The organism is Micromonospora sp. NPDC005254, assembly GCF_042872525.1.
GTDB lineage: Bacteria > Actinomycetota > Actinomycetes > Mycobacteriales > Micromonosporaceae > Micromonospora.
The window spans coordinates 175,312-198,690 of sequence record NZ_JBIAKM010000006.1 but is presented as its reverse complement, the minus strand read 5'-3'; the positions used below and the strand labels follow the sequence as shown (position 1 = coordinate 198,690).

The window sequence follows — 23,379 nt, the reverse complement described above, 5'->3', positions numbered from 1 at the left end:
CAACCATGCTCCGAGCGTACGGCGGAACGGCCGCCGGATCAAGATCGATCACCACGACTCCCTCCCTGCGGGGAGCGCCTTCCCCGACAGGAGGGGACCGCTCCGGTCGGAGCCCCGCGAGGATCGGACGCATGACGACACCGACAGCGATCGCGCGCAGGAGCGGCAACCGCCTGACGTACGCCGTACTCGCCTGGACCGTGGCCTATGGCGGCGTACGTCTGGCGTGGACGGTCGGAGAGGCGCCGGAGTTCGGCCCGTTCGGATCCGACCTGCTCGGCTTCACCGGCTGGCGGTCGGTGGTGTTGTGCCTGGCCGCAGGCGCGGCGGCGGTGGCGCTGGACCGGGCGACGACCTGGCGGCCGATGCTCGCGGGATTCGCCTGGGCCCTCGGCGGGGCGCTGGTCGCGGCCGCCGCGATCCTGCTGCCGGAGCTGGTGAGCCTCCTGCTGTTCGCCCGTGGCCCGTCCTTCGATCCGGTGGCGTTCGCGAGCCGGGTCGGGTGCGTCACCGGAGCGGCCCTGCTCGGCCTGGCCACCGCCCGCTACCAGCGGCGCACCCGGGGCGACTGCCCGGACTGCTGCCGGACCGTCCGACCCGGCCAGCGGCGCTCGGCACCCGCACCGTGGGCACGCTGGGCCGCGTACGTGGCGGTGGCCGGCCTCGTGACCCGGTTCGCGGCCCAGGCGGTGGTGGGCTTCGACGGTCTCACGCAGGACGCCTCGGTGATCGGGTTGGAGATCGGTCTGGTGCTGGCCGGGGTGCTGCTGCCGCTGGCACTGGTGCGGCACTGGGGTGAGGTTTGGCCGGGATGGGTGCCGCTGCTCGCCGGCCGCACGATCCCCCGACGGTTGTTGCTGGTGCCCGGCTTCGGGCTCGGGGCGAGCGTCGTGGCCTACTTCGGAATGGGGCTGACGCAGGTGGCATCGGGACCGGCCGGCGAGTTCTCTGACCTGTTCCTCTGGGTGGCCATGTCGGCGTACTGCCTCCTGGGGCTCGGCCTCCTCGCCGCGTCCAGCGATTACCACCTGCGCACCCGCAGCGCGTGCCGGTCCTGCGGTCGCTGACCGACTCCACTCCGGCGGACGCCAGACACCCGCCTGCCCCGGTCAGCCGGTGTCGCGGTCGTGGGCCTCCCGCCGGTGGGGTGCGGGAGTCCGGCCGAGGGACTCCTCCCGGGCCGGTACCGTCCGCGGGCCGCGCGCGGCCGAGCGTGGCGCGGGCGAGACCGGCAGCCGTGGCGCCCCGCCGTTCTCCGCGAGCAGGTGCTCGGTCTCCTGCACCAGGTAGTGGGGTCGGCGCTTGGTCTCGTAGTAGATCCGGCCGATGTACTCCCCGATCACGCCCAGGATCGTCATCTGGATGCCGCCGAGCCCGATCACGCTGACGATGATGGTGGTGTAGCCGGGAACGTCGATGCCCTTCTCGACGGCGTCCGCGACCACCCAGGCCATGTAGACCAGCGCGATGAGGGTGAGGAACAGGCCGCCGTAGATCGCCAGGCGCAGTGGCCGGTTGTTGAACGACAGCAGGCCGTCGAACGCGTAGTTGAAGAGCTTGCCGAACGTCCACCTGCTCCGCCCCGACTGCCGGGTCTCGTTGGGGTGGGCCACCACCGCCGTCCGGAAGCCGATCCAGGAGAACAGTCCCTTGGAGAAGCGGTTGTATTCCGGCATGGCCAGGATCGCGTCCACCGCCAGTCGGGACAGCAGACGGAAGTCACCCGCCCCGTCCTGCAGGCGCACGTCGATCCACCAGTTGATCACGCGGTAGAAGGACCGTGAGGCGACCATCCGTACGAACCGGTCGCCACGCCGGTCCCGACGGGCGATCACCTGGTCGAAGCCCTGCTGATACAGCATCACCATCTCGGGCAGCAACCGCGGCGGATGCTGCAGGTCGGCGTCCATGATGACTACCGCGTCGCCGGTGGCCCGCTGCAACCCGGCGAGCATCGCCGCCTCCTTGCCGAAGTTGCGGCTGAGCGACGTGTAGCAGACAGCGGGGTCCGCGGCGGCGAGCCGGCGCAGCGCCGCGAGGGTGCCGTCCTCGCTGCCGTCGTCGACGTACACCACCTCGACGTCCACGTCGGGCAGCTCGGCGAGGGCGGCGCACACGGTCTCGTGCAACCGCTCCACCGACGCTTCCTCGTTGAAGCAGGGCACCACGACTGACAATCGCACCGTCGTCACCCCGCCCCGCCCGTACCCGGGCATCCGCCGCCGGCCGGTCCGTCGCCCGCGCGGTCAGAGGTGGTAGACCAGCGTGCCATCAAGATCCTCCCGGGTGATACCCAGCCCGTCGACGGGCCGGGCCGCGATGCCCTCCCACGGCGTCCCCACGGCGCGGCTCGGCACGAACACCACCGACCGCACGCCTATCCCCCGCAGGTACGCCACGCTGCCCGCGTCGGGGAACGACGCCACCGCGGTCCGGGTCTGCGCCTGGCTGACCGGCTCGAAGCCGGCCAGACCGTTGGTCACCCGGGGGAACCCGTCGGTCGTCCACAACATGTACGTCAGATCGCCCACGCTGCCGGCCGGCAGCACCAGGATCGGGTCCTGCACCGTCCGCATCGCCGCCGGTGGCTGTGGCACGGTCGGGTGGGGTGTCCGGTTGACGCCCTCCAGGGTGACCATGGTCAACGGCACCAGCAGGACCAGCGGCGTGAGGATCCGCGTCCACTGGCGGGGCGAGGACTCGCGCAGCGATTCGGCAAGCGCCGTCACCGCGCCGGCGGCCAGCACCGCCAGCAGCAGGCTCGTCCAGTGCATCATCCGCCCGGGGGTGCGCAACGCGTCCCAGCCCGGCAGGAGCGTGGACAGTGTCAGGTAGCCCGGGTCGCCGTCACCGCCGAGGGTGGCGCCCAGGCCCAGCAGCACCGTGCCGAGCACGCCGAGCCCCAGCACGACCCGGTGGCGCAGCGGATACACCGAGAGGAACAGCCCCGCCGCGGCCAGCCCGATCAGCATCATCCCCGGCAGCAGCGCCATCTCCGGCGGCCAGGACAACTGTTCGCGTGCGGCGGCGTGCCGCTCGCCCCACAACCACGAGTCCGCCGGCGCGGTGACGAACCCGATCAGCGGAGGCGAGAACATCTTCGTCCAGTCCAGCGTCCGCTCGGCCTGCGGGTTGAGATCGACGACGCGCAGGTAGACCATGCCCAGCAGCAGCGTCACCGCGCCGAACGCACCTCCACCAAGCAGATCCGCGAGCAGCAGCCGCCGGCCGAACGGCGGGCGCTCCCGCCGCCGCCACCAGGACCAGCCGTAGCAACCCGCCGCCACCAGCACCGCGCCCAGCAGGAAGTACACCAGCGGCAGGCCGATGCCGAAGCCGAGGCTGATCTGCCAGGCGGCGACCAGCCACCCGGCCAACGCCCAGCCCGGCCGGCGGAGCTCGGGCCGGTACCCGTGGCGCAGCGACCAGCCGTGACCACGGGCCAGCATGGCCAGCGACAGCGCGATTCCCGCGCTGGACAGGATGTTCAGGTGCCCGGAATGCGCCAACCGCCAGGGCGCGTACGCCCACGCGATCGCGGCGACGGCCCCGCCCCACCGGTTCGCGCCGAGCTGCCGCGCCAGGGCGTACGCCCCGAGGGACGCCAAGGCGTGCAGCAGCACGTACAGCACGTTGTACCGGACCACGGCGGCCTCGAAGCCGGACCCGAGCATCCCGATCGGCGCGTAGCCGAGCAGGGTGTCGCTGTAGGCGTACGTGTACTTCTCGGGGTAGAACGTGTTGGAGTGCCAGAGGTCGGCCGGGTTGCTGAGCAGAGCGTGCCCCGACCAGGCGACCTGCCAGGCCTGCAACAGCGGGTCGCCCAGGTCGCCGGGGATCGTGCTCGCCGGATGCCGCAGCGTCGGCCAGGTCAGCACCGCCGCCAGCAGCAGGCTCGCCAGTACCGCCACGGTCCATTCGGAACGGGCCCAGCGCCATCGACCCCAATCGGCCGGTGGCCGGTCGTCGGAGGTCGGCTCGGGCGTCGCGTTCTCCGTGGTCGGTGGCGGGGTGGCGGACCGGATAATCATGAAATAGATGCTCTCCAATAGTCCTGGGCTTGTCCATCCGCTGTCCGAAGCGTGGATGTGCAGGCACCGGGTTCAACGGTCGCGTACCGCTAAGCGTCGCGGTCAGCGGCGACGGCGGCGCGGACGAGGTGCGTCCGCGCCACCGCGCTGCCGGTTCAGCGGGTCAGGTGGCTAGCCGACACGGACCAGTTGCCACTGCTGGTTGTTGCCGCCCCAGTCGGCATACTGCACGATGTTCCCGCCGTCGGCGGTCGACGCGCCCTGCACCTCGACGGCCTTGCCGCTGTTGCGGTTGATCAGGCGCAGGTAGCCGCCGGAGGACTCGGCCAGCCGGAACTGCTGGTTCGTGCCGTTGCCGTCGCTCCACTGCACGATCGCCGCGGAGTCAGCGGTGGAGAAGTTGTAGACGTCCAGCACCTTGCCGGAGTTGCGGGACTTCAGTCGGTAGTAGCCGCCACCGGAGTCCACGAACTGCCACTGCTGCCACGCGCCGTCGTTGCGGGCCCACTGGTCGATCCGCGCGCCGTCGGTGGTCGCCCGTCCGTACACGTCGAGCGCCTTACCGCTGTTGCGGTTGACCAGCACGTACCAGGCGGTGGTGTCCACCCCGGTGCTCGGCGGGGGCGTGGTGGGTGAGGTGCTGCCCCCGTTGAGGGCGTTGAGGACTGAGGTGTACGCGGGCTTCTTGTTGCCCGATCCATCGAACAGCAGCGCGTTGTCGGACCCGCGCCAGGAGTCGCTGTCCCGGACGCCCCAGGTCGTGATGCCGGCGCAGCGGGCGACGGCCAGGCAGGCGCGGGTCACCGAGGCGTAGATGTTGGCCTGGTTGGAGCCGGTCATCACGTCGAGCTCGGTGATCTGCACGTCGACGCCGAGGTCGGCGAAGCGCTGCAGGTTGGCCTGGTAGTCACTGGCCAACGTGGTGCCGAGGTGGGACTGGAAGCCGACGCAGTCGATCGGCACGCCGCGGGACTTGAAGTCGCGCACCATGTTGTAGATCCCTGTGGACTTCGCGTTGATGCCGTCGGTGTTGTAGTCGTTGTAGCAGAGCTTGGCGCCGGGGTCGGCGGCGCGGGCGGCGCGGAACGCCGCCTCGATCCAGTCGTTGCCGGTGCGCTGAAGGTTCGAGTCCCGTCGGCCGCCGCTGCCACCGTCGGCGAACGCCTCGTTCACCACGTCCCAGGCGTAGATCTTGCCCCGGAAGTGGGTGGCGACCTGGGTGACGTGGTTGATGGCGGCGTTGCGCAGCGCGGTGCCGGACATGCCCTGCGCCCAACCCGGCTGCTGGGCGTGCCACAACAGCGCGTGCCCCCGCACGCTCATGCCGTTGGCCTGCGCGTGGCTGACGAGACGATCACCACCGGTGTAGCTGAACTGGCCCTGGGACGGCTCGGTGGCGTCCCACTTCATCTCGTTCTCGGGGGTGACGCTGTTGAACTCGCTGTTGAGGATGCCGACGTACTGGCTGTTGGAGAGCTTGCCCGTCGCGACGGCGGCGCCGAAGTAGCGGCCCTTCTCGGCCGCCGACGCCCGCAACGTCGTTCCGGCGCTGGCCATGGGCGCCAGCGCCACCGTCATACCCGCGGTCAGTGCGACCGCGAGGGTCGCCGTCGCCAGCAGAGCTTTCTTGGGTCTCATGTCGTTCCTTCTCAGTGGTTGCATCGGTGGTGGTGATGTGCCACTTCACTCAGGACGGACTGATCCCGGTGGCGGACGCCGGCGTGAGCCGAGGAATCCGCAACGGTCATCCTGGGCACTGCGCACCGGCGCACGCAGCCTGGCCGGCGCTCGCCGGCAACCACGCGAGTCCTGAGACGACGTCCGCTGCCCGGGGACGCCGTGCTTCGAGGCGCGACCGCGGGACTCGCCCGGTGAGCCACCGACGCCGCCGACCTCTGCATCGAGAGTGAGCGATAACATGCTGTTCGTCAAGACGTAACGAGCCGGCCACATAGCCGCCCGACCGAATCGGTTCGCGGAGCGTGCCTCATTGCCACCTGTCGACGTCCGTACGGGAACGGGTCGACGATCCATGCGGCCTCGACGCTGTGGGCGCACCGGGCAATGGCCTTGTTATCGCTCACAGTCCAGGTCACCTGCCGCGCGTACCGCAGGGGCGCCGGGCGGGAATCCGCGCGCCGCTCGCGCCCGGCGAAGCCGGACCGGCGCGGTGGCCGCGGATCGGCCCGCGACAGGTGTAGCCCGAGTTGCCCGGGGGCAAAAGTCCGCGCATGGATGGGACGGCGTGAGGCGGCCGACGCGGTGTTCGCCGCCGGCGGCGCTCGGCGCGGCGGCGTTCGGAGCGGCAGCGCTGGGGGCGGCAGCCCTCGGCGCGGCCCTGGGCGCCGAGCCCGCACACGCCGCCCCGTTGCCGTCACCGTCGCCGACCACCCGTGCACCGGCGGAAGACGCCACCGCACCGGGGATCGTCGGGGCGCTGCTACACGACGTGGACGAGACGCCGCTGGACGTCGGCCTGCCCCTGCCGACAGCCCTCCCCCGACCCGTGCCCACGGCCCTCCCACGGCCCGTGCCGACAGCCGTCCCCCGGCCCCTGCCGACCGTCACCGCTGCGCTGTCGGTCGTACCGTCGACCGCCGCGGCAACCCGACCACCTCGTGCGCGACAGTCGTCCCCGCCGCCGGCCGCGCGCGTTCCTTCGGCGGCGGCCTCGCCGGCCGCACGCACCACCGTGCCACCGTCGCCACCGCCGCCGACCCACGTGACAGCGATGGCGTCCCGGGCCAACCTCCCCCGCATCGTCAACGGCGGCACGCCGGCTCGAACGCTGGCGACGAGGACCGCGCAACCGCTGTCGGCACCGCCCCCTCCCGTCGGGCCCCTACCGGGGCAACCGGCGCTGGTGCCGGCATTCGTGTCCGCACCCGCCGGCGCCGGCGCCAGTGGGCTCGACCAGAAGGCGTCGGCGACCGGCGGGCCGCCGTCCATCGCACCGCTGCACCGGGGGCGTGCCGTCCTCCCCTTCGACAGCCACGCGGCCGGTCGGCCCGTGGAGCGGGGTCCCCCACCGCCACGGCAGCTCCTGATCTTCCACCCGCGTCCACGACGTTGATCAGGAGAGATCATGGAACTAGCCGTTATCTGGGTACCCGCCGACATCGAGCCGTCGGAGCACGCCATCGCGACGTGTCTGACCCACCTCCGCCAGCATGACTACCGACTGAACGGGATCATGCGGGCACCGTGGGAGGCCGTCGAACAGAAGATGATCGACGGGGAGGTGGACGTGGTCGTGATCGCCGACCGCGCTCATCTTCCGCCGGACCGGTCGCCCCGGATCGAGGTGGCCGCCCCGGCGTCGAGCGCCGACGAGGCCCGACCGGTGCCCGGCACAGACGTCGGCTGAACCGACGAAGCACCCCGTCCATGCCGGACGGGGTGCTTCGTCGAGCCCTCATTCGAAGCCGACGAGCCGTCGGGTCCATTCAGCCGGGGTCCGCGGCCGGTTCGGAGACGTGGGCGGTGACGATCCGCCAGCCGACGGGCAGGCGTACCCAGGTCTGGGTCTGCCGCCCGGTGGCGGCGGCGCCGGCGTACCCGAAGCGGGTCGTCACGACCGCGAGGTCCGCGCCGAACGTGCTGATCATCGGGTCGACCAGCCGGCGGCCGGCCGGCAGCGGTGGCTGCGCGGCCCGCCACTTGCGCTGCTCGTCCAACCCGTACTGGTGGTCGGCGAGGCCGAACCGCACGGTCCGGTCGGAGTCCCAGAAGTACCCGCAGATCCCCTCGGCGTCGCCGTCGACCAGCGCCCGCTCGTAGCCGGCGAAGGCCGCCGCCACCTCGGCGACCACGTCCGTCCGATCGATCTCCACGCGGTACGTCCTCTCGATCCGTCGGGTCGGCACCTGGCCGGCCCGGTGGGAAAGCGTCGGCACTTGGCCGGCCCGTCGGCATCCCCACCGGGCCGGCCGGCTCAGCCGCTCAGGGCCGACGTCTTCTGCTCGTCTTCCGCTCGATCGGCGGCGGGGCTGGTGGACGCGGCCGGATTGGGCGGCCGGTCCAGCTCGGCCTCCTCCGGGTCGGGATCGCGCGGTGTGGGCCGACCGAGCGCGACGATCACGCAGATCGCCGCGACGAAGAGGTAGCCGAGCGCCACCTGTCCGTTGGCGTTCCACTCGATCCGTTCGCCGTGGATCAGCCCGATGAACGAGAGCACCGCGCCGGCGCCGGCGAAGATCGCCGCCCGGACGAACCGCTTGTCGATGATGAAGACCACCACCGCGCCGAGCACCAGGCCGGCGAGGATGGCTCCCCGGCCGAGCACCAGCAGCCCGTCGTACACCACGCCGGCGCCGTTGAGCGCGTCGTCGCCGACCGCGGCGGCGCTGGTGCCGGCCGCCGCCAACGCGTTGTCGATCTGCCCGGTCGCCCAGGCCGCGATGTTGGGGATCAGCGCGGCGACCACGGCTGCGGCGTGCGCCCGTGGGGTCGCCTGGAACGCCTGCGCCCCGATCAGCAGACCGATGTAGAGCAGGATCGGCACGATGGCCGCCGTCGGGAAGATCGCCGCGAGCAGCCCGAACATGCCGAGGAAGCAGAGCACCGCGATCACCACGCCGGTCGCCATCGAGTAGCCGCTGCGTCCACCCGCCGCCTTCCAGCCCGGGTGGCCGACGTAGACGGCGGGCGGGAACGGCGACCCGAGCGCCGCACCGATCACCGCGCCCGCGCCGTCGGCCAGCAGCACACTGCGCAGGTTGTAGTTGTCCCCGGCGGTCGCCGCGCTCTCCACGTTGGTCATGCCCTCGGTGAAGTTGTAGACGCCGAGCGGAATCGCCGTCGCCAGCAACGGCGCCATGTCGGCCAGCCCGGTGACCAGCAGGTCCAGCTTGAGCGAGGGTACGGCGACCGCGATGTCCCGCGCGGCCGCCGTGACGTCGGGCACCGACATCGCCCCGCCGGCCCAGCCGATCGCGGTGCCCACGAGCAGCGCCGCGAGCCCGATCGGGAAGTTGAACGGCAGCTTCACGTCGGTGAGCAGACCGATCAGCAGCAACGCGAAGACCGGCAGGGCGACCCAGGCCATGCGCCACATCTGCCCAGCCGGGTTCATCGAGATGAAGGTGATCGAGATCCCCGCGAGGGTGCCGAGCAGCGCGGCCCGGGGCGCGTACCGGCGGATGTAGGGCCCGACGAACGCGCCGATCAGCACGATCACGCCGATGATGAAGGCCCACGCCAGCCCGGCCTCCCAGGCCCGCACCGGATCCTGGGTGCGCAGGTAGATCGGGAGCATGATGACGAAGATGACGATGAACATGTGCGGCACGCTCGGCCCGTACGGCAGGGCCGTCACGTCGGCACGGTTCTCCCGGCGGGCGAGGCGGCGGGCCAGGAAGGTGTAGTAGACGTTGCCCGCGACCAGGGCGATGCCGAGCGCCGGCAGGATGGTGCCGAACACCTCCCCCTCGGGAAGGTTCACCACGGCGATGCAGAGCCCGGTCAGAGTGAGGACGTTGACCAGGACGTTGACGCCGAAACCGAAGAACGCGTTGGTGTCGCCGCGCACCCAGTACGGGAGCGGGACGACTGTGGGCTTCGTGGGGACCATGGCTGCTCCCGGTCAGGAGGAGGGCTGCAACGCGGACGTGGTGGGCAGCGCGGCGCGCACCTGCGCCGAGTCGGCGACCCACCCGAAGATCCCGCCCTGGGCGGCGATCATGTCGAGCCCGACCCGCTGGAACTCGGGGAAGTAGGACCCGACACAGTCGGCGAGCACGAGGCACTCGTACCCGCGGTCGTTGGCCTCCCGGACGCTGGTGTGCACGCACACCTCGGTGGTGACCCCGGTGACCAGGAGGCTGCGGATGCCCCGCTCGGCGAGCAGGGCGTCCAGATCGGTGGCGTGGAAGGCGCCCTTGCCGGGCTTGTCGATGACCGGCTCGCCGGGCAGCGGCGCCAGCTCGTCGACGATGTCGTGGCCGTACTCGCCGCGGATCAGGATCCGGCCCTTGGGGCCGGGGTCACCGATCCGCTTGCTCGGCGCGCCCCGGTGGAGCTTGGCGGGCGGGCAGTCGGACAGGTCGGGCAGGTGCCCCTCGCGGGTGTGCACGATGGTCAGGCCGACGGCGCGGGCGTCGGCCAGCAGCGCCGCGAGCGGCGCGATCGTCGTGCGTAACTGGCTGACGTCGTTGCCCAGGCTCGCACCGAAGCCGCCGGGCTCCAGGAAGTCGCGCTGCATGTCGATGACGAGCAGCGCGGTGCTCGGGAGGTCGAAGGAGTACGGGCCGGGTCGTGCGGCGATGGTCAACATGGGCGCACCTCACTTCGCCGTGGCGGCGATGACGTCCTCGGATGTGGTGACGCAGCCGAAGACGCCGCCCTGCATGGTCACCATGTGCAGCGCGGCGTCGTGGTTGGCCTTGTCGGTGGCGCCGGTGCAGTCGGAGAGGATCAGGCACTCGTAACCCCGGTCGTTCGCCTCGCGCATGGTGGTGTGCACGCAGACGTCGGTGGTGATGCCGGTGAGGATCAGGTGGGTGATGCCCCGGGTGCGGAGCACCAGGTCGAGGTTGGTGGCGTAGAAGGCGCCCTTGCCCGGCTTGTCGATGATCACCTCGCCGGCCACCGGGGCGACCTCGGGCACGATCTCCCAGCCGGGCTCGCCCCGGACCAGGATCCGGCCGGCCGGGCCGGCCGCCCCGATCTCGGCGCCGATGCGCGCCGAGCGCCACCGCTTGTTCGCCGGCAGGTCGGACAGTTGCGGGTCGTGCCCCTCCCGGGTGTGCACGACGAGCATCCCGAGCGATCGGGCGTGCTCCAGCAGCCGGGCGGTGGCCGGCAGGCCGGCCCGGGTGAGGCCGATGTCGTAACCCATCGCGTCGACGTAGCCGCCCGGCCCGCAGAAGTCGGTCTGCCAGTCGATGCAGAGCACTGCGGTACGCGCGGTGTCGGCCGCGCCGTCGTACGGCCACGGGTAGGGGTTGGCCGGTACCGGCCCGATGCTGCCCATCCTCTCGCCTCCTGTCATGATCGCTGGTGCCGCCCGCGTCAGCGCCGGACGGCGGAACGGCGGTAGGCCCGCCACCCACCGCTGGCGCTGATGTCCTCGGCCGGCGGGCCCGCGGCATACGCTTCGCAGAGGAAACCGAGCACGTCCCGCCCGTCGTGCAGGCGGACCCACCCGAGCGAGAGGGGTGCGGGCACGCCGGTCAGCAGCCCACCGACCGCGGCGCTGGGCAACCGCCACAGCTCGACCTCGATGGGATGGCCCGACGGCCCGTCCGGGGCGATCCGGACCAGACCGGGCAGTCCCTCGCCGTCGGACGTGTCCATGCGGTAGAGCCGGTAGAGCGGCGCGGTGCGGGCGGTGCCGGCGAGGACCGCGCCGTGCCCGAGCAGCTCGCCGTTGCGGGACTCGCCGGCCAGGTGCCGGCCGACCACGGCGATCAGCACGTCCGCCGGGCGCTGCGCCGGCGGTGAGCTGGCCTCGACCGCCCCGGTCGGTGGACCGCCCTCGGTGAGAGTGGCGGCCAGCCGGGCCAGTGTGGTGTCGCTGAACGCCGGGCCGAGCAGGGTCAGGCTCGCCGGCCGGCCGGCGGCGGTGAACCCGTTGGGTACGGTCACGGCGGCCAGGTCGAGCAGGTTGGCGAACTGGGTGTAGCGGCCGAGCATGGCGTTGCGCCCGATCGGGTCCTCGGCGATCTCGTCGAGCGTGAACGTGGTGCCGACGGTGGGCACGACCAGCACGTCGACGTCCTGCCAGAGCTGGTCGACCTGCGCGCGCAGCTCGCGCAGCCGGTGCTGGCCCCGGAAGGCGTCGATCGCGTCGTAGCGCCACCCGGTCTCCAGCACGGCCCGGGTGACCGCGAGGACCGACTCCGGGTGCGACCGCAGGAAACCGCCCAGCGCGACGAGCCGCTCGGCCACCCAGGGCCCCTGGTAGAGCAGGTCCCCCGCCGCGAAGAAGGGGCCGAGCGGCACCGACCGCGGGGACCCGACGAGGGTACGCAGCAGTTGCACGCCGGCGGCGAACCGGGCCTCCTGCCCGGTGTCGCCGAAGAATTCGAGGTCTTCTGCCCGCGGCACCCCGAGGCGTAGGGTCCCCGGCATGCGGGGAACCACCCGCTCGGCCGGCAACGGACGTCCCCACGGGTCGGCCGAGGTGACGGCACGGGCCGCGTGCAGCACGTCGAGGGCGCCGGCCACGTCAGGGGCGAAGACCGACACGCAGTCCAGCGAACGGCAGGCCGGCACCACGCCGGCCGTGCTGAGCAGACCCCGGGTGGGCTTGAGGCCGACGATCCCGTTGAGCGCCGCGGGCACCCGGCCGGAGCCGGCGGTGTCCGTACCCAGGGCGAAGCTGACCTGGCCCGCGGCGACCGCGACAGCGGAGCCGGAGCTGGAGCCGCCGGAGATGAGGCCGCCGCCGAAGACGCTCTGGCAACTGCCGTACGGCGAGCGGGCCCCCGTGAGGCCGGTGGCGAACTGGTCCAGGTTGGTCTTGCCGACGAGCAGCGCGCCGCCGTCGAGCAGTCGGCGCACCACCGGAGCGTCCTCGGCGGCCAGGTATCCGAAGTCGGGGCAGCCGGCCGTGGTGACCATGCCGGCGACGTCGATGTTGTCCTTGACCGCGAACGGGATCCCGTACAGCGGCAGTGCCGGATCACCGTGGCGGGTCAGCGACTCGGCCCGTTCGCGCAGGCGGTCGGCCGGGACGGTGCTGATCCAGACCGGCTCGCCGTCGCGCCCGGCCAGGCCGTCCAGGATGCGCTCGGCCTGGTCGACGGGGGTCCGGCCACCCTCGCGGTACGCCGTCCGAAGCTCCGAGATGGACTCCACACGTTCTGGCATACTGTCGATTGTCGACCGTTCTGTTACAGCGAATCACGCGCTCTGTAACGAGGACATGACGGCACGCGTACCCCGGCCGGGGGCCTAGTCGAGGTACGAACGCGCCCCGTGCGCGGAGAGCACGGCGAGAACCTCCTCGGGGTCTCCCCCGACGACCGCCTCGAACAGCCGCTCGTGCCGGTGGACCCCGTCCAGCGGCTGCGCCACCTCCGCCTCGCGGCGCAGGTTGATCGCCATGTAGAGCTGCAACTTCACCAGGATCGAGCCGTACACGGCGGAGAGTTGACGGTTGCCGGCGAGCGCCACCAGCGCGACGTGGAACGCCCGGTGCGACTCCGCGACCGTCATCCGGTCGCCGGCCCGGGTCGCCTCCCGCATCTGGTCCAGCGTCGCCCGCAACCCCGCCAGGTCGCTCTCCCGGCCGACCGGGATCCCCGCTCGCACCGAGAATCGTTCCAGCACGTCCCGCAGCTCGTACAGCTCCCGCACGTCGCGGTCGGACAGGGTGGCCACCCGGACTCCGCGCCGGGGCACGTGCTCGACCAGGCCCTGCTGGGCCAGCAACCGCAGCGCCTCCCGCAGCGGAGCCCGGCTGATCCCCAGCCGGCGGGTCAACTGCTCCTCGACGAGGCGTTCACCCGGGTCGCTCTTGCCGCTGAGGATCTCCCGGGTCAGCCGGGAGACGGCGAGGTCCACCAGACTGACGCTCTCCAGCTCGCCGTCCACCGTCGATGCGGCCATGTCGTTCACGCCGACGAGTCTGCCACCCGTCGCCGTACGACCGGCGCGGACGCGTCCTGTCGGCCCGGCGGCCGACCCGGCCGCGCCGGGCTCCCCACGCGCGTGCCGCCCGCCGCGGAGGTGCGGCGGGCGGCACGGTCGGCGCGTGACGTCAGGAGATGACCACGTCGCGGTAGTAGTAGCGCAGGATCGCCTGGTAGCTGCTGCCCGAGTTGGCGAGGTCACGCGAGCCGTACTGCGACAGCCAGTCCCCGTCCACCCAGCCACCGCACGCGGTGCTGGTCGCGCAGTAGTGCGCCCGCAGGATGTTGCCGCTCCGGGTCATCCGGGTCGACCAGGTCCGGTCCACCGCCGCCGACGTCGACGTCTGCGCCGACGACGGCCGGTAGACCTGGTCGCCGGTGTCGTCCCGAACGTCGTAGCACTGGCCGCCGGACGTCTTCCGGGTCGAGTGCAGCGCCCAGTACCAGCCGTAGCTCTTCACGGCCATCGCACCGGCATCCAGCGAGGCGGCCGGCCAGCTCGTCACCCACTCGTTCGGGAGGACGTTCTTGACGTACGTCTTGAAGTCGACCCGATCGACTCGTCCGAGACTGACCCGGTAGACGAGGATGGTGCTCGGCAGCTTGCTGTTGGTGCCGTCGGTGCTACAGCCCGTCGGTCCGCTCAACAGCTCGTGCGAGGCGTTGTTGTTCTTCAGCGTGGCGTTGAGGTTGCCCTTCGCCCCGGATGCGAAGTCCTGGGTGGCGCCGGCGAAGTTGCTGTTGAAGTAGACCCGCACGGTCTTGCCGGTCCGGTTCCACACCGACGCCGCGTTGTTCTTCACGCACAGGCCCTTGCCGGAACCCGCGCCCTTGAAGTCGTAGCAGGTCGGCTGGGTCGTGCCGTAGTCGTCCAGCGAGTCGGTGAAGTCGGAGACCGAGCCGGCCTGGTTGCTGTTGTAGTAGTAGCAGAACTCGCCGCTGTCGCAGGTTCCGTCCCGTTCGGCCGCCGCTGCCGGCGAGGCGACACTCAGGATGGAGGTGGACATGGCGAGGACGGCGCCGACGACGGCGAGGCCCTTGCGGATATTCATGGCGTCCTACCTCTCGTTGTAGCCCTGGGAGTTCCAGAACGCGGTCGGGTCGGCGTTGTCCAGGGTGGGGTCGCCGACGCTGACGGCCGCGTGGGTCTGCCGGCCGGCCCGGACCTCGACGTGGGTGTGCGCGCCCGAGCTGGAGGACACTCCGTGCCACGACTCATCGGCGATGATCTCGCCCTTGCTGATGGCGTCGCCCACGCTCACCCCGGACCTGGGCGCGGTGTGCAGGTAGATCACCGTCTTGTTGAGCGAGGAGTTGTAGACGGAGATCGTGGACAGGCCGCCGCTGCCGGTGCTGCCCTGCGCGACGTAGATGACCGTTCCGGAGACCAGGGCGCGCACGTCCGAGCCGACGCTGCGGGCGATGTCGATGCCCTCGTGCCGGCCGGGCGTGGTGGTGTAACCGTCGAAGCCGCACGTGACCGTGCCGCCGCTGGCCTGGTACAGGGCGTACGACAGGTTCGTGCGCGTCGACGGCGAGAACTGGTGCGAGGCGTTGTTGTTCTTCAGCGTGGCGTTGAGGTTGCCCTTCGCGCCGGCCGCGAAGTCCTGGTAAGAACCGGCGTAGCCGCTGTTGTAGTAGACGCGGACGGTCTTGGTGCTGCGGTTCCAGACCGAGGCGGCCTCGTTCTTGATGCACAGGCCCTTGCCAGCGCCAGCGCCCTTGAAGTCGTAGCACGAGGGCTGCTCGGTGCCGTAGTCGTCGAGCGAACCGGTGAAGTCCGAGATCGATCCCGCGTTGTCGCTGTTGTAGTAGTAGCAGAATTCGCCGCTGTCGCAGACCCCGTCTCGGGCCGCCGCCGACGCGGGCGATGCGACGCTGAGGATCGAGGTGGTCGCGGCCAGCGCGACGCCGGCGGCGGCGAGGCTCTTACGGATGTTCATGGTGTCCTTTCAGAAACGGTGAGGGGGTGCGGGTCACTGCCCGCGCTGGTACTGCTCCCAGGTCTTGATCGGGATCTGGGGGCCGTCGTCCGGTCCCTGGTTGGCCAGGCCGTTCATGCCGAGGTAGTAGTCGCCGACCTGGTGCTGCGCCTGACTGGACAGGTCCGTGTCGTTGATCGCCGTGGCGTGGATGTGCCATGGCCAGTCGCCCTGGTTCGGGTTGCGGACCCAGGCGGCGAAGCCGACCTGGCGCAGGGCCCGGGCGACGGCGGTGCGCCTGGCCGCGGTCATGCCGGTGACCGCGATGTCCACCACACCCCCGCCGTCGTGCGTACCGGCCGAGGTGGGGTCGCCCCCGGGGTTGTACGAGCCCTGGTCGAGCACCAGGGTGTAACCGAGCAGACGCTGGGCCTCGGCCAGCATCGCCTGGGTACGGGCGTTGACGACGTACCCGTCGCGCGGGACCTTCGCGCCCGGACCGATCGTGTTGCCGACGGTGTAGCGGTTCAGCCCGAGCTTCGTCAGCGACGTCGTGCCGGGCAGCCCGTTCGCGGCCAGCCCGGTGTAGCCGAGTGAGCGTTGGTACGCCGCGTACGCCGAGACGGTCACCGTGCCGAAGTAGCCGTCGACCCACTGCGCGTTCAACAGGCCCTGCGCCTGCAACGCCTGCTCCACGGCGAGCACGGAGTTCTTCGCACCCGGAGTCAGTGTGTTGTCGGCACGGCGGGGGTCGATCTGGGCGGCCAGGACGGTGGCCTCCATGTCCACGACCGGCCGCGCGGCCGTGGCGGCGGTCGGCTGCGCTGTGGCGCCGGATGCCGCCGCGTGGGCCGGGACGCCGACGGCCACACAGAGCGCGGCGAGCCCGACGGTTAACCAGGGACGGCGCAAGATGGGTCCTCCTCGTAGCTGGTGAGTCGATCTCGGTGCGACATCACCCTGCGAGAAGCGCCCCGCTGTTCGGTACCCCCGGTGTCCTGTCAGATCCGTCAGGCCGTCACCGACCTCGATGAACGCGGTGTTGTCAGCTTGGGTCGAGCCCGCGCCTGACATCGAGCGTGCGCATCCGCACGCCGCTCGGGGCGATTCGTCAGGCGGTCACGGTGACCATGAAGTACACCGGCCGCCGGGTGGGGAAGTACTCCCGCCCGGTCTCGTCGACCATCTTCCAACTGACCCAGCACCTGCCGGGGCGGCTCGGCGCGGTGACCCGAACGCGGATCATCACCTGCTCACCGGGCGGCGTGTCACCGATCGGCACCCGATTCGGTGTCTGGCAACCGTCACCGTCGGCGGTGGGCTCCGTACGCGCCAGGTACCGGTGGTGCCAGTCGACCCTTCCCACGTTCGCGAGTGCCCACACCTTGTCGAACTGGGTGTTCACCTTCACCTGGGTGCCGTCGGGGATGGTGACGTCGGCGACGAACCTGCTCGAGTCCCCGGGAATCAGCGAGTCCGAGAACGCCGTCGTGGACGGCGACGCCACCGATGACGGTGACGCGGTCGGGGTGCCGGAGTCGTCGGGGCCCGACCGGCCACGAACGCTCAGGCCCAGGACGGCGGCCACCGCCACCACCAGCACCACCGCGGCGGCGTTGAGCCACGGCAGGCGACGCCGCCGCGTACTCGCGACGCCATCCGCGGCCCGCGGATACTCCACGACCTGCAACGCGCCCTGCTCCGTCGGCGCGGACGCGGCGACGACCGGCGCGAGGTCACCGTCCCCGCTGGGCTGGGCCATCCCCGGGCGCTGCGCGTCCTCCCATCGGCGCCGCCACTGGGCCTCGTCCGCCTCGCAGGCTCGGACGAACTCCCGCGTGGTCTCCCACGAGGGAAACCTGGTCCCGGCGGCGGCCTCGTGCAGGGTCGTGTGCGAGATCCGACCCGACCGCCCCGCCATCTTGCGGAACGACGGGTCTCCCGCGGCGCTGCGCAGTGTCCGCAACTGCTCGGCGAACCTCTCGGCGGCCCGTCCGTCCTGACTCGACTCCGCGGCGGCACGCTGGTCCTTCATCAGTCCCCCATGTCAGACGACTCCGTCAGACGTTGTCAAGGCGTGTCAGAGGCTACCGAACGGGCCACGGTGACCATCAATGTGGTGCATCGACGACACGGGGATCGACGGTCCCGGTGCATTGAAGGAGGTCATCGATGAAGAGCCTTTCCCGACGCGGCGTACGCATCCTCGCGGCCGCTGGGCTGGCTGTGCCCGCGACGTTGGCGTTCGCCGGCCCCGCCCACGCCGAGACGAACCCGCGCTGCGCGAGCTCGGTGCAGATCGGCGCGACGGCGTACGTCACCGTCGGCGGGCAGACCGCCGCCTCGGTCAAGCAGTACAAGGGCTGCGGCAAGAACTACGCCTACACGTACGTGTGGCAGCAGTACCGGGCCAGCCACGGCTCCTACCAGGTCTGCACCTCGATCGTCACCGGAAGCACGCTTCGCGACCTGCAGTGCTCGAGCGGCCCGGACGTCTGGTCGCTGGGCGCCAACACGCTGACGGTGTGCACCCGGGCCCTCGGTGGGATCTCCGACGTGGCGCAGAAGGAGACCGAGGTGCGCTGCTGACCGGCACGGGTGGGTGTCCGGTGCCGCCGCCGGGGATCACCAGGCCCGGCCGGCGGCACCGCGCCACCGTCGGGTGGGCAGGGACGACTCAGCTGTGCAGGGTGGGTCGGTAGATGAGTTCCTGGGAGCGGCAGTCCAGCGTCCGGCTCTCGATCAGCTCCAGGTCGTAGTCGGCCATCCCGTGGAAGATCGGCTCCGTTCCGGTCTCACCGGTGAGCACCGGAAAGAGCGTCACCTGAACGAAGTCGACCAGACCGGCGGCCAGCAGTGCCCGGTTCATCGAGAGGCTGCCGTGTGACCGCAACGGCACCTCGGACTCCTCCTTGAGCCGGGCGACGACGTCGACGGCGTCACCGCGCACGATGGTCCCGTCCGGCCAGTCGAGGGGGCCCTGCACCGTGTTCGACACGATCGTCGCCGGAAGGTTGACCATGCGGGTGACCCACGCGTCCCGGACCTCGGACTCCTCGGTGCTGTCGGCCAGCATTCCCACGAACACCCGGTAGGTGCCGCCGCCGAAGACCATGCGCTGGTCCTCGTCGTACGTGGCGAGTCGGCGCTCCAGCAGCTCCGGCCCCTGCTTACCCCAGTAGCCGCCCCAGTTGCCAGTGCTGGCGCCGAAGCCGTCGAGGCTGGCGAAGACGTCGAAGGTGTAGGTGGCGGTCACGATGGTCTCCTCGGGTGGGTGAGTTCGGTACGACGCGTCCGCAGGAAGGCACGCTCGGTCTCGTTGCTGGTCAGCGCGATAGCCTGGTCGTAGGCGGCGCGGGCCTCGGAGTCGCGTCCGAGCCGGGCCAGCAGCTCGGCCCGGGTGGCGGGCAGCCGGTGGTAGCCCGGGAGGTCGACGTCCGCCAACGCGGCGAGGGCCGCCGCCGGCCCGTGCACCTCGGCGACCGCGACGGCACGGTTGAGCGCGACGACGGGAGTCGGCGCGAGCGAGAAGAGCTGGTCGTACAGCGCCAGAACCTGCGGCCAGTCGGTGGCCGCGCCATCGGTGTGCACCGCGCCGATCGCGGCCTGGATCTGGTACGGGCCGGGCCGGTTACGCCGCAGGCAGCGCCGGACCAGATCGTGGCCCTCGGCGATGAGTGCCCGGCTCCACAGTGACCGGTCCTGGTCGGCGAGGAGCACCAGTTCGCCGGTCGGGCCGAGCCGGGCCGGCCGGCGCGCCTCGGTCAGCAGCAGCAGGGCGAGCAGGCCCAGGACCTCGGGTTCGTCGGGCATCAACGCGGCCAGCTCGCGGGCGAGCCGGATCGCCTCGGCGCACAGGTCCGTTCTGATCAGTGGCCCGGCGGTGGAGGCGTAGCCCTCGTTGAACATCAGGTAGAGCACGGTGAGCACGGGCGGCAGCCGGTCCGGCAGCTCGTGTTCAGCGGGTACCCGGTACGGGATGCGGGCATCCCGGATCTTCTTCTTCGCGCGCACGATCCGCTGCGCGATTGTCGTTTCCTGAACCAGGTAGGCTCGGGCGATCTCCGGTACCTCGAGACCGCCGAGCAGGCGGAGCGTGAGGGCCGTCCGCGCGTCCGGGGCGAGCGCCGGGTGACAGCAGATGAAGATGAGTCGTAGCTGGTCGTCCTTCACCGGTCCCACCTCCTGGGGCTCGTCCTGTTGGTGCAGCAGCAGGGCCTGGGCGTGCCGGGCCTCGCGGGTCGACTCCCGGCGGAGCCGATCGATGGCCCGGTTGCGTGCGGTCGTCACGATCCACGCGCCGGGGTTGGGTGGCAGGGTCTGCCACTTCTGCAGCGCCGTGGTGAAGGCGTCCTGGACCGCCTCCTCGGCGAGGTTGATGTCACCGAGGAGGCGGGCCAGGGTGGCGACGCAGCGGCCGTACTCCGCGCGGTAGACGCTCGCCAGGTCCATGTCGGGCGACGGCTGCCCGCTCAGGCCTGGGACAGATCGTCGAACGGGCGCACCTCGACCGCGCCGCAGGCCGCCGCGCACCTCTCGGCCCAGGCCAATGCCTGGTCCAGGTCCGCGCACTTGATCACCCAGAATCCGACGATGTGTTCCTTCGTCTCGGCGAACGGCCCGTCGCTCATGGAGGTGGCGCCGTTCTCGACCCGGACGACTGTGGCGCTGTCGGGTGACGTGAGCCCCCCGGCGAAGACCCAGGCGCCCGCGGCCTGCATGTCGTCGTTGATCCGCCCGGTCTCCCGGAACATGATCTCCATCTCCTCGTCCGACGGCGTCGGCGCGCCCTCGACGAAGTGCACGGACAGCAGGTACTGCTTCATGATGATCCTCCGATAGCTCGACGATGGGTGGAACAGCTCAGGCGGCCAGGCGGCGCGCGACGGCCGGGATCACGATCGCGGCCGCGACCAGGTGGGTGAGCATCAGCAGCGCCTTGGTGGCCGTCCCGGCGTCGGCGAGCACGTCCGGCACCAGGGACAGGACCGTCAGCACCACAGTCGTACGGACGAACGCGCGCCGCGGACGCCGCGCGAAGCGGGACAGCAGCACGGCGAGGAGCACGCCGATCGACGAGAAGACGGCGGTCAGCACGCCGAACCCCGTGACCGGAATCGAAGCGCCGCTCATGTCGAGGCTGATTCCGGCCGCGTGGCCGACGGCGGCGACGGCCATGGTGGCGGCGCTCGCGGCGACCGTGGCGATCACGCCGGCCCCGATCAGCGCGCGGAAGGCCGACGTGGTGGTGCGGGTGGTCTGCGCGGTGGTGGTCATCGTGCCCTCCAGCGGGGTGTGGCCCGTCTCGATTCCGGGCTCTCACCATGGCTACGAAGAGAGCCGGTCCCGATCGACAGCCGCACCCACAATATTTCGACGGCCTCGTCGCCGATGTACGCCGAGCCGGTCTCCGGGCCACCCGGTCCGGCTCAGCCGGGGCGGTCGGTGGTCTTGTCGTCCTCGCCGTACTCGCCGCGGATGGGCAGGTAGTAGGCGGGCAGGAAGGCCGCGATGATGGCGACGCCCGCGATCGGCACGAACGCGCCGACGAGGATGCCGCCGCCGATCCAGACCAGCGCGAGTGCGAATCGGCGGCCGATGGCCCTGACGCCGAAGGGGCCGAGACTGGGGTCCAGGAGTCTCGCCCGGCGAAGATGGACCCAGATGACGTTGAACAGGGCCGCTGCCAACCACAGTGTCGTGCCGTAGACGACGACCGCCGTCCGCAGCCCCTGCTCCGCGCGGAGCGCGGCGGCGAGCAGCGACGTGGAGAACGGCAGGAACGCGATGACCATCAGGAGCAGCGTGTTGAGGAACAGGACCGGACGGTCGACGTGCCGGACCCGGTCGAACATGACGTGATGATTGACCCACACCTGCCCGACGAGCAGGAAGCTCAGCGCATACCCCAGGTACGACGGCCACAACGCCCCGAGGCCCGGCAGGAGCCGTCCGAAGTCCTTCGGCGGTTGGATCTCCAGCACGAGAAGCGTGACGGCGATCGCGAAGACACCGTCGCTGAAGGCGACCAGCCGCCCCGGCCGGCGCGCGAGCCGAGGAGCGCCAGGGCTGGACGACATGCCCTCCAGTATCCGATCGAAAGACGATTCGTTACCGCGAAATCCGTAATCAGCGGGGCCGGGTCGCCGGCAAGGAGTTAAAACAAAATTAAGGCTGCGTGGGCGAAAAACTGTTATCCGAAGCCGGGACGACGGCTACCAGGAGACCTGCCCACAGCCCTCCTTAATTCTTTTTCCGCACGTTGATGCAGGCTCTGGACGTGCACATACTTCACCCGACAGGAGCGTTATCGCCGACTCGAAGGAAACCACTGGTAATGCGGACTCCCCCCGCGCATGTCGCACCGCCGGACCAGGCGCGAAAGCGCCGTCGACTCGCCCGCGTCACGCTCGCCTGCGCGGTCGTCGCCGCGTTGGGCGGCAGTGGCATCTACCTCGCCGGCGCCCAGGCCGAGGAGGTCGCCGTGCCCGGCCGGGTCCAGGCGGAAGCCTTCGCGGCGCAGTCCGGTGCGCAGACCGAGAGCACCGGCGACGCCGACGGCGGCAGGAACGTCGGCTGGCTCGCCAACGGCGACTGGCTGCGGTACGACGGCGTCTCGATAACCGGCGCGGAGCTGACGGCCCGGGTCGCCGCGCACAACACCGACGGCGGGGCCGTCGAACTGCGCCTCGGCACGCAGACCGGCGCGCTGCTGGCCAGTTTCCCGGTCGCCCACACCGGCGGCTGGCAGAAGTGGACGACCGCCACGGCCAGGGCGTCCGGCGTGCCGACCGGCCCACAGACCGTCTTCGCCGTCATGAAGAGCGCCTCCCGCTCGGACTTCGTGAACCTGAACTGGTTCACGTTCGGCCCCGCGACGGGCACGACGCCGAGCGCGTCCCCCACGCCGAGTTCCGGCCCGGCGACGCCGACGCCGGGGACGCCGACCGCTCCCGGCACGCCGACCACCCCGCCGGCGGCCGGCTGGGTGCCGGTCGACCAGGCCGCGTGGAGCAAGGAGTTGGCCGCCTTCACCGCGATCAAGCCGAAGGCGGTGCCGCCGGGCACCACCCGCGTCCCCGAGTTCCACACCGACTGCGAGGTCGCCAACTCCGCCCCGGACGACCCCATCGTCCTGCCCGGCCTGTCGGGCGCCTCGCACCAGCACACGTTCTTCGGCCCCAAGGTCGACGCCTTCACCACGACCGACAAGCTGCTCTCCTCCAAGACCACCTGCAACGCCCCTGGTGACCTGAGCGCCTACTGGGTCCCGGAGTTGCGCAAGGACGGCAAGCCCGTACCGATGAAGAGCTTCCGGGTCTACTACGGCTCCCGGGTCAAGGACCCGTCGACCGTCAAGCCCTTCCCGCCGGGCCTGCGGGTCGTCGAGGGCGACGCCAAGCGGCAGGTGGAGACCCCGAAGAGCAGCGGCAGTAACCAGTTCTGGTGCGCGGGCAGCGCCGAGATCGGCCGCAGCGCAGACGGCAACTGGCCGGTCTGTGCCGCCGGCGGCAACCTGATCTTCCAGCTGGTGTTCAAGGACTGCTGGGACGGCAGGAACATCGACTCGCCCGATCACAAGTCGCACATGGGTGACCCCGTGAACGGCGTCTGCACCGGCAGGTACCCGGTGGCGGTGCCCGATCTCTCCTTCATGGTCAACTACGAGTCGCTGGGCGGGGACGGCCTCAGTCTCTCCTCCGGCAAGCCGTCCTCGATGCACGGCGACTTCATGAACGCCTGGGAGCCCGACCACCTGGGCGCCCTGGTGAGGTCCTGCCTGAACCAGAACGCCAAGTGCGGAGTGGAACCGACGTTCGCCGGCGGCTGATCCCCGCCGGCGCGCTC

22 protein-coding genes are annotated in these 23,379 nt (G+C 71.2%); 4 read left to right on the top strand and 18 right to left on the bottom strand.

Annotated features, from left to right (window positions below; translation table 11 throughout):
* The first annotated feature begins 131 nt into the window (after positions 1-131).
* The gene (locus ACFYPR_RS20030; RefSeq protein WP_387261480.1) at positions 132-1,067 is read left to right on the top strand and encodes a hypothetical protein; all 936 of its coding nucleotides are present in this window, start codon (positions 132-134) and stop codon (positions 1,065-1,067) included.
* Positions 1,068-1,109: 42 nt separating this feature from the next.
* Here the strand turns inward: ACFYPR_RS20030 and ACFYPR_RS20025 are convergent, their stop codons facing one another.
* The 3 genes from ACFYPR_RS20025 to ACFYPR_RS20015 form a co-directional block, all read right to left on the bottom strand.
* Entirely contained in the window at positions 1,110-2,192 is a 1,083-nt protein-coding gene (locus tag ACFYPR_RS20025) for a glycosyltransferase family 2 protein (protein ID WP_355138472.1), read from the bottom strand.
* 54 nt (positions 2,193-2,246) lie between these two features.
* Positions 2,247-4,031 carry a hypothetical protein gene (locus tag ACFYPR_RS20020; RefSeq protein ID WP_387261477.1) on the bottom strand — a complete coding sequence of 595 codons (1,785 nt, stop codon included), beginning with the start codon at positions 4,029-4,031 and terminating at the stop codon, positions 2,247-2,249.
* A 171-nt stretch (positions 4,032-4,202) separates the two neighbouring features.
* Positions 4,203-5,669, bottom strand: a complete 1,467-nt coding sequence (locus ACFYPR_RS20015; RefSeq protein WP_354855486.1) for an endo-1,4-beta-xylanase — start codon at positions 5,667-5,669, stop codon at positions 4,203-4,205.
* A 1,447-nt stretch (positions 5,670-7,116) separates the two neighbouring features.
* Between ACFYPR_RS20015 and ACFYPR_RS20010 the strand changes: the two genes are divergently transcribed.
* Positions 7,117-7,398: a hypothetical protein gene (locus ACFYPR_RS20010; RefSeq protein ID WP_387261474.1), complete on the top strand. Its 282-nt coding sequence runs from the start codon at positions 7,117-7,119 to the stop codon at positions 7,396-7,398.
* Between the two features lie 79 nt (positions 7,399-7,477).
* On the opposite strand, the gene ACFYPR_RS20005 is transcribed toward ACFYPR_RS20010, so the two are convergent.
* The 10 genes from ACFYPR_RS20005 to ACFYPR_RS19960 all read right to left on the bottom strand — a co-directional run bounded on the left by ACFYPR_RS20005 (position 7,478) and on the right by ACFYPR_RS19960 (position 17,566).
* Positions 7,478-7,864 carry an AtzH-like domain-containing protein gene (locus tag ACFYPR_RS20005; protein WP_354855488.1) on the bottom strand — a complete coding sequence of 129 codons (387 nt, stop codon included), beginning with the start codon at positions 7,862-7,864 and terminating at the stop codon, positions 7,478-7,480.
* A gap of 101 nt (positions 7,865-7,965) precedes the next feature.
* Positions 7,966-9,603: a regulator gene (locus ACFYPR_RS20000; RefSeq protein ID WP_355066529.1), complete on the bottom strand. Its 1,638-nt coding sequence runs from the start codon at positions 9,601-9,603 to the stop codon at positions 7,966-7,968.
* A gap of 12 nt (positions 9,604-9,615) precedes the next feature.
* A complete protein-coding gene (locus ACFYPR_RS19995; protein ID WP_355138460.1) occupies positions 9,616-10,305 on the bottom strand; it encodes a cysteine hydrolase in 690 nt (229 codons plus the stop codon).
* A gap of 9 nt (positions 10,306-10,314) precedes the next feature.
* The gene (locus ACFYPR_RS19990; protein WP_387261470.1) at positions 10,315-11,004 is read right to left on the bottom strand and encodes a cysteine hydrolase family protein; all 690 of its coding nucleotides are present in this window, start codon (positions 11,002-11,004) and stop codon (positions 10,315-10,317) included.
* Between the two features lie 38 nt (positions 11,005-11,042).
* Positions 11,043-12,845 carry an allophanate hydrolase gene (gene atzF / locus ACFYPR_RS19985; RefSeq protein WP_387261467.1) on the bottom strand — a complete coding sequence of 601 codons (1,803 nt, stop codon included), beginning with the start codon at positions 12,843-12,845 and terminating at the stop codon, positions 11,043-11,045.
* Between the two features lie 84 nt (positions 12,846-12,929).
* Positions 12,930-13,586, bottom strand: coding sequence for a GntR family transcriptional regulator (locus ACFYPR_RS19980; RefSeq protein WP_355066601.1), 657 nt, complete (start codon positions 13,584-13,586; stop codon positions 12,930-12,932).
* Between the two features lie 151 nt (positions 13,587-13,737).
* On the bottom strand, positions 13,738-14,661 hold the full coding sequence (locus tag ACFYPR_RS19975) for a peptidase inhibitor family I36 protein (protein ID WP_387261464.1): 924 nt from the start codon (positions 14,659-14,661) through the stop codon (positions 13,738-13,740).
* Between the two features lie 6 nt (positions 14,662-14,667).
* Positions 14,668-15,552 (bottom strand): peptidase inhibitor family I36 protein, encoded by an 885-nt coding sequence (locus ACFYPR_RS19970; RefSeq protein ID WP_387261461.1) that lies wholly within the window; start codon positions 15,550-15,552, stop codon positions 14,668-14,670.
* 33 nt (positions 15,553-15,585) lie between these two features.
* The gene (locus ACFYPR_RS19965) at positions 15,586-16,443 is read right to left on the bottom strand and encodes a peptidoglycan-binding protein (RefSeq protein WP_387261458.1); all 858 of its coding nucleotides are present in this window, start codon (positions 16,441-16,443) and stop codon (positions 15,586-15,588) included.
* A 199-nt stretch (positions 16,444-16,642) separates the two neighbouring features.
* Complete coding sequence (locus tag ACFYPR_RS19960) at positions 16,643-17,566, bottom strand: NBR1-Ig-like domain-containing protein (protein ID WP_387261455.1); 924 nt, start codon at positions 17,564-17,566, stop codon at positions 16,643-16,645.
* A gap of 137 nt (positions 17,567-17,703) precedes the next feature.
* On the opposite strand from ACFYPR_RS19960, the gene ACFYPR_RS19955 reads away from it, so the two are divergent.
* Positions 17,704-18,120, top strand: a complete 417-nt coding sequence (locus ACFYPR_RS19955) for a hypothetical protein (protein ID WP_355066537.1) — start codon at positions 17,704-17,706, stop codon at positions 18,118-18,120.
* Between the two features lie 88 nt (positions 18,121-18,208).
* Here the strand turns inward: ACFYPR_RS19955 and ACFYPR_RS19950 are convergent, their stop codons facing one another.
* The 5 genes from ACFYPR_RS19950 to ACFYPR_RS19930 all read right to left on the bottom strand — a co-directional run bounded on the left by ACFYPR_RS19950 (position 18,209) and on the right by ACFYPR_RS19930 (position 21,611).
* A complete protein-coding gene (locus tag ACFYPR_RS19950) occupies positions 18,209-18,787 on the bottom strand; it encodes a dihydrofolate reductase family protein (protein ID WP_387261452.1) in 579 nt (192 codons plus the stop codon).
* Positions 18,784-19,983 (bottom strand): RNA polymerase sigma factor, encoded by a 1,200-nt coding sequence (locus tag ACFYPR_RS19945; protein ID WP_354855499.1) that lies wholly within the window; start codon positions 19,981-19,983, stop codon positions 18,784-18,786. The genes ACFYPR_RS19950 and ACFYPR_RS19945 overlap by 4 nt, the downstream gene beginning before the upstream one ends.
* A gap of 20 nt (positions 19,984-20,003) precedes the next feature.
* Positions 20,004-20,357, bottom strand: a complete 354-nt coding sequence (locus tag ACFYPR_RS19940) for a YciI family protein (protein WP_354855500.1) — start codon at positions 20,355-20,357, stop codon at positions 20,004-20,006.
* A 37-nt stretch (positions 20,358-20,394) separates the two neighbouring features.
* Complete coding sequence (locus ACFYPR_RS19935) at positions 20,395-20,808, bottom strand: DUF6069 family protein (RefSeq protein WP_355066540.1); 414 nt, start codon at positions 20,806-20,808, stop codon at positions 20,395-20,397.
* 152 nt (positions 20,809-20,960) lie between these two features.
* Positions 20,961-21,611 (bottom strand): TMEM175 family protein, encoded by a 651-nt coding sequence (locus tag ACFYPR_RS19930; RefSeq protein ID WP_354855502.1) that lies wholly within the window; start codon positions 21,609-21,611, stop codon positions 20,961-20,963.
* A 257-nt stretch (positions 21,612-21,868) separates the two neighbouring features.
* Here ACFYPR_RS19930 and ACFYPR_RS19925 point away from each other — a divergent pair, with 257 nt between their 5' ends.
* Positions 21,869-23,362, top strand: a complete 1,494-nt coding sequence (locus ACFYPR_RS19925) for a DUF1996 domain-containing protein (RefSeq protein WP_387261449.1) — start codon at positions 21,869-21,871, stop codon at positions 23,360-23,362.
* Positions 23,363-23,379: the final 17 nt, after the last annotated feature.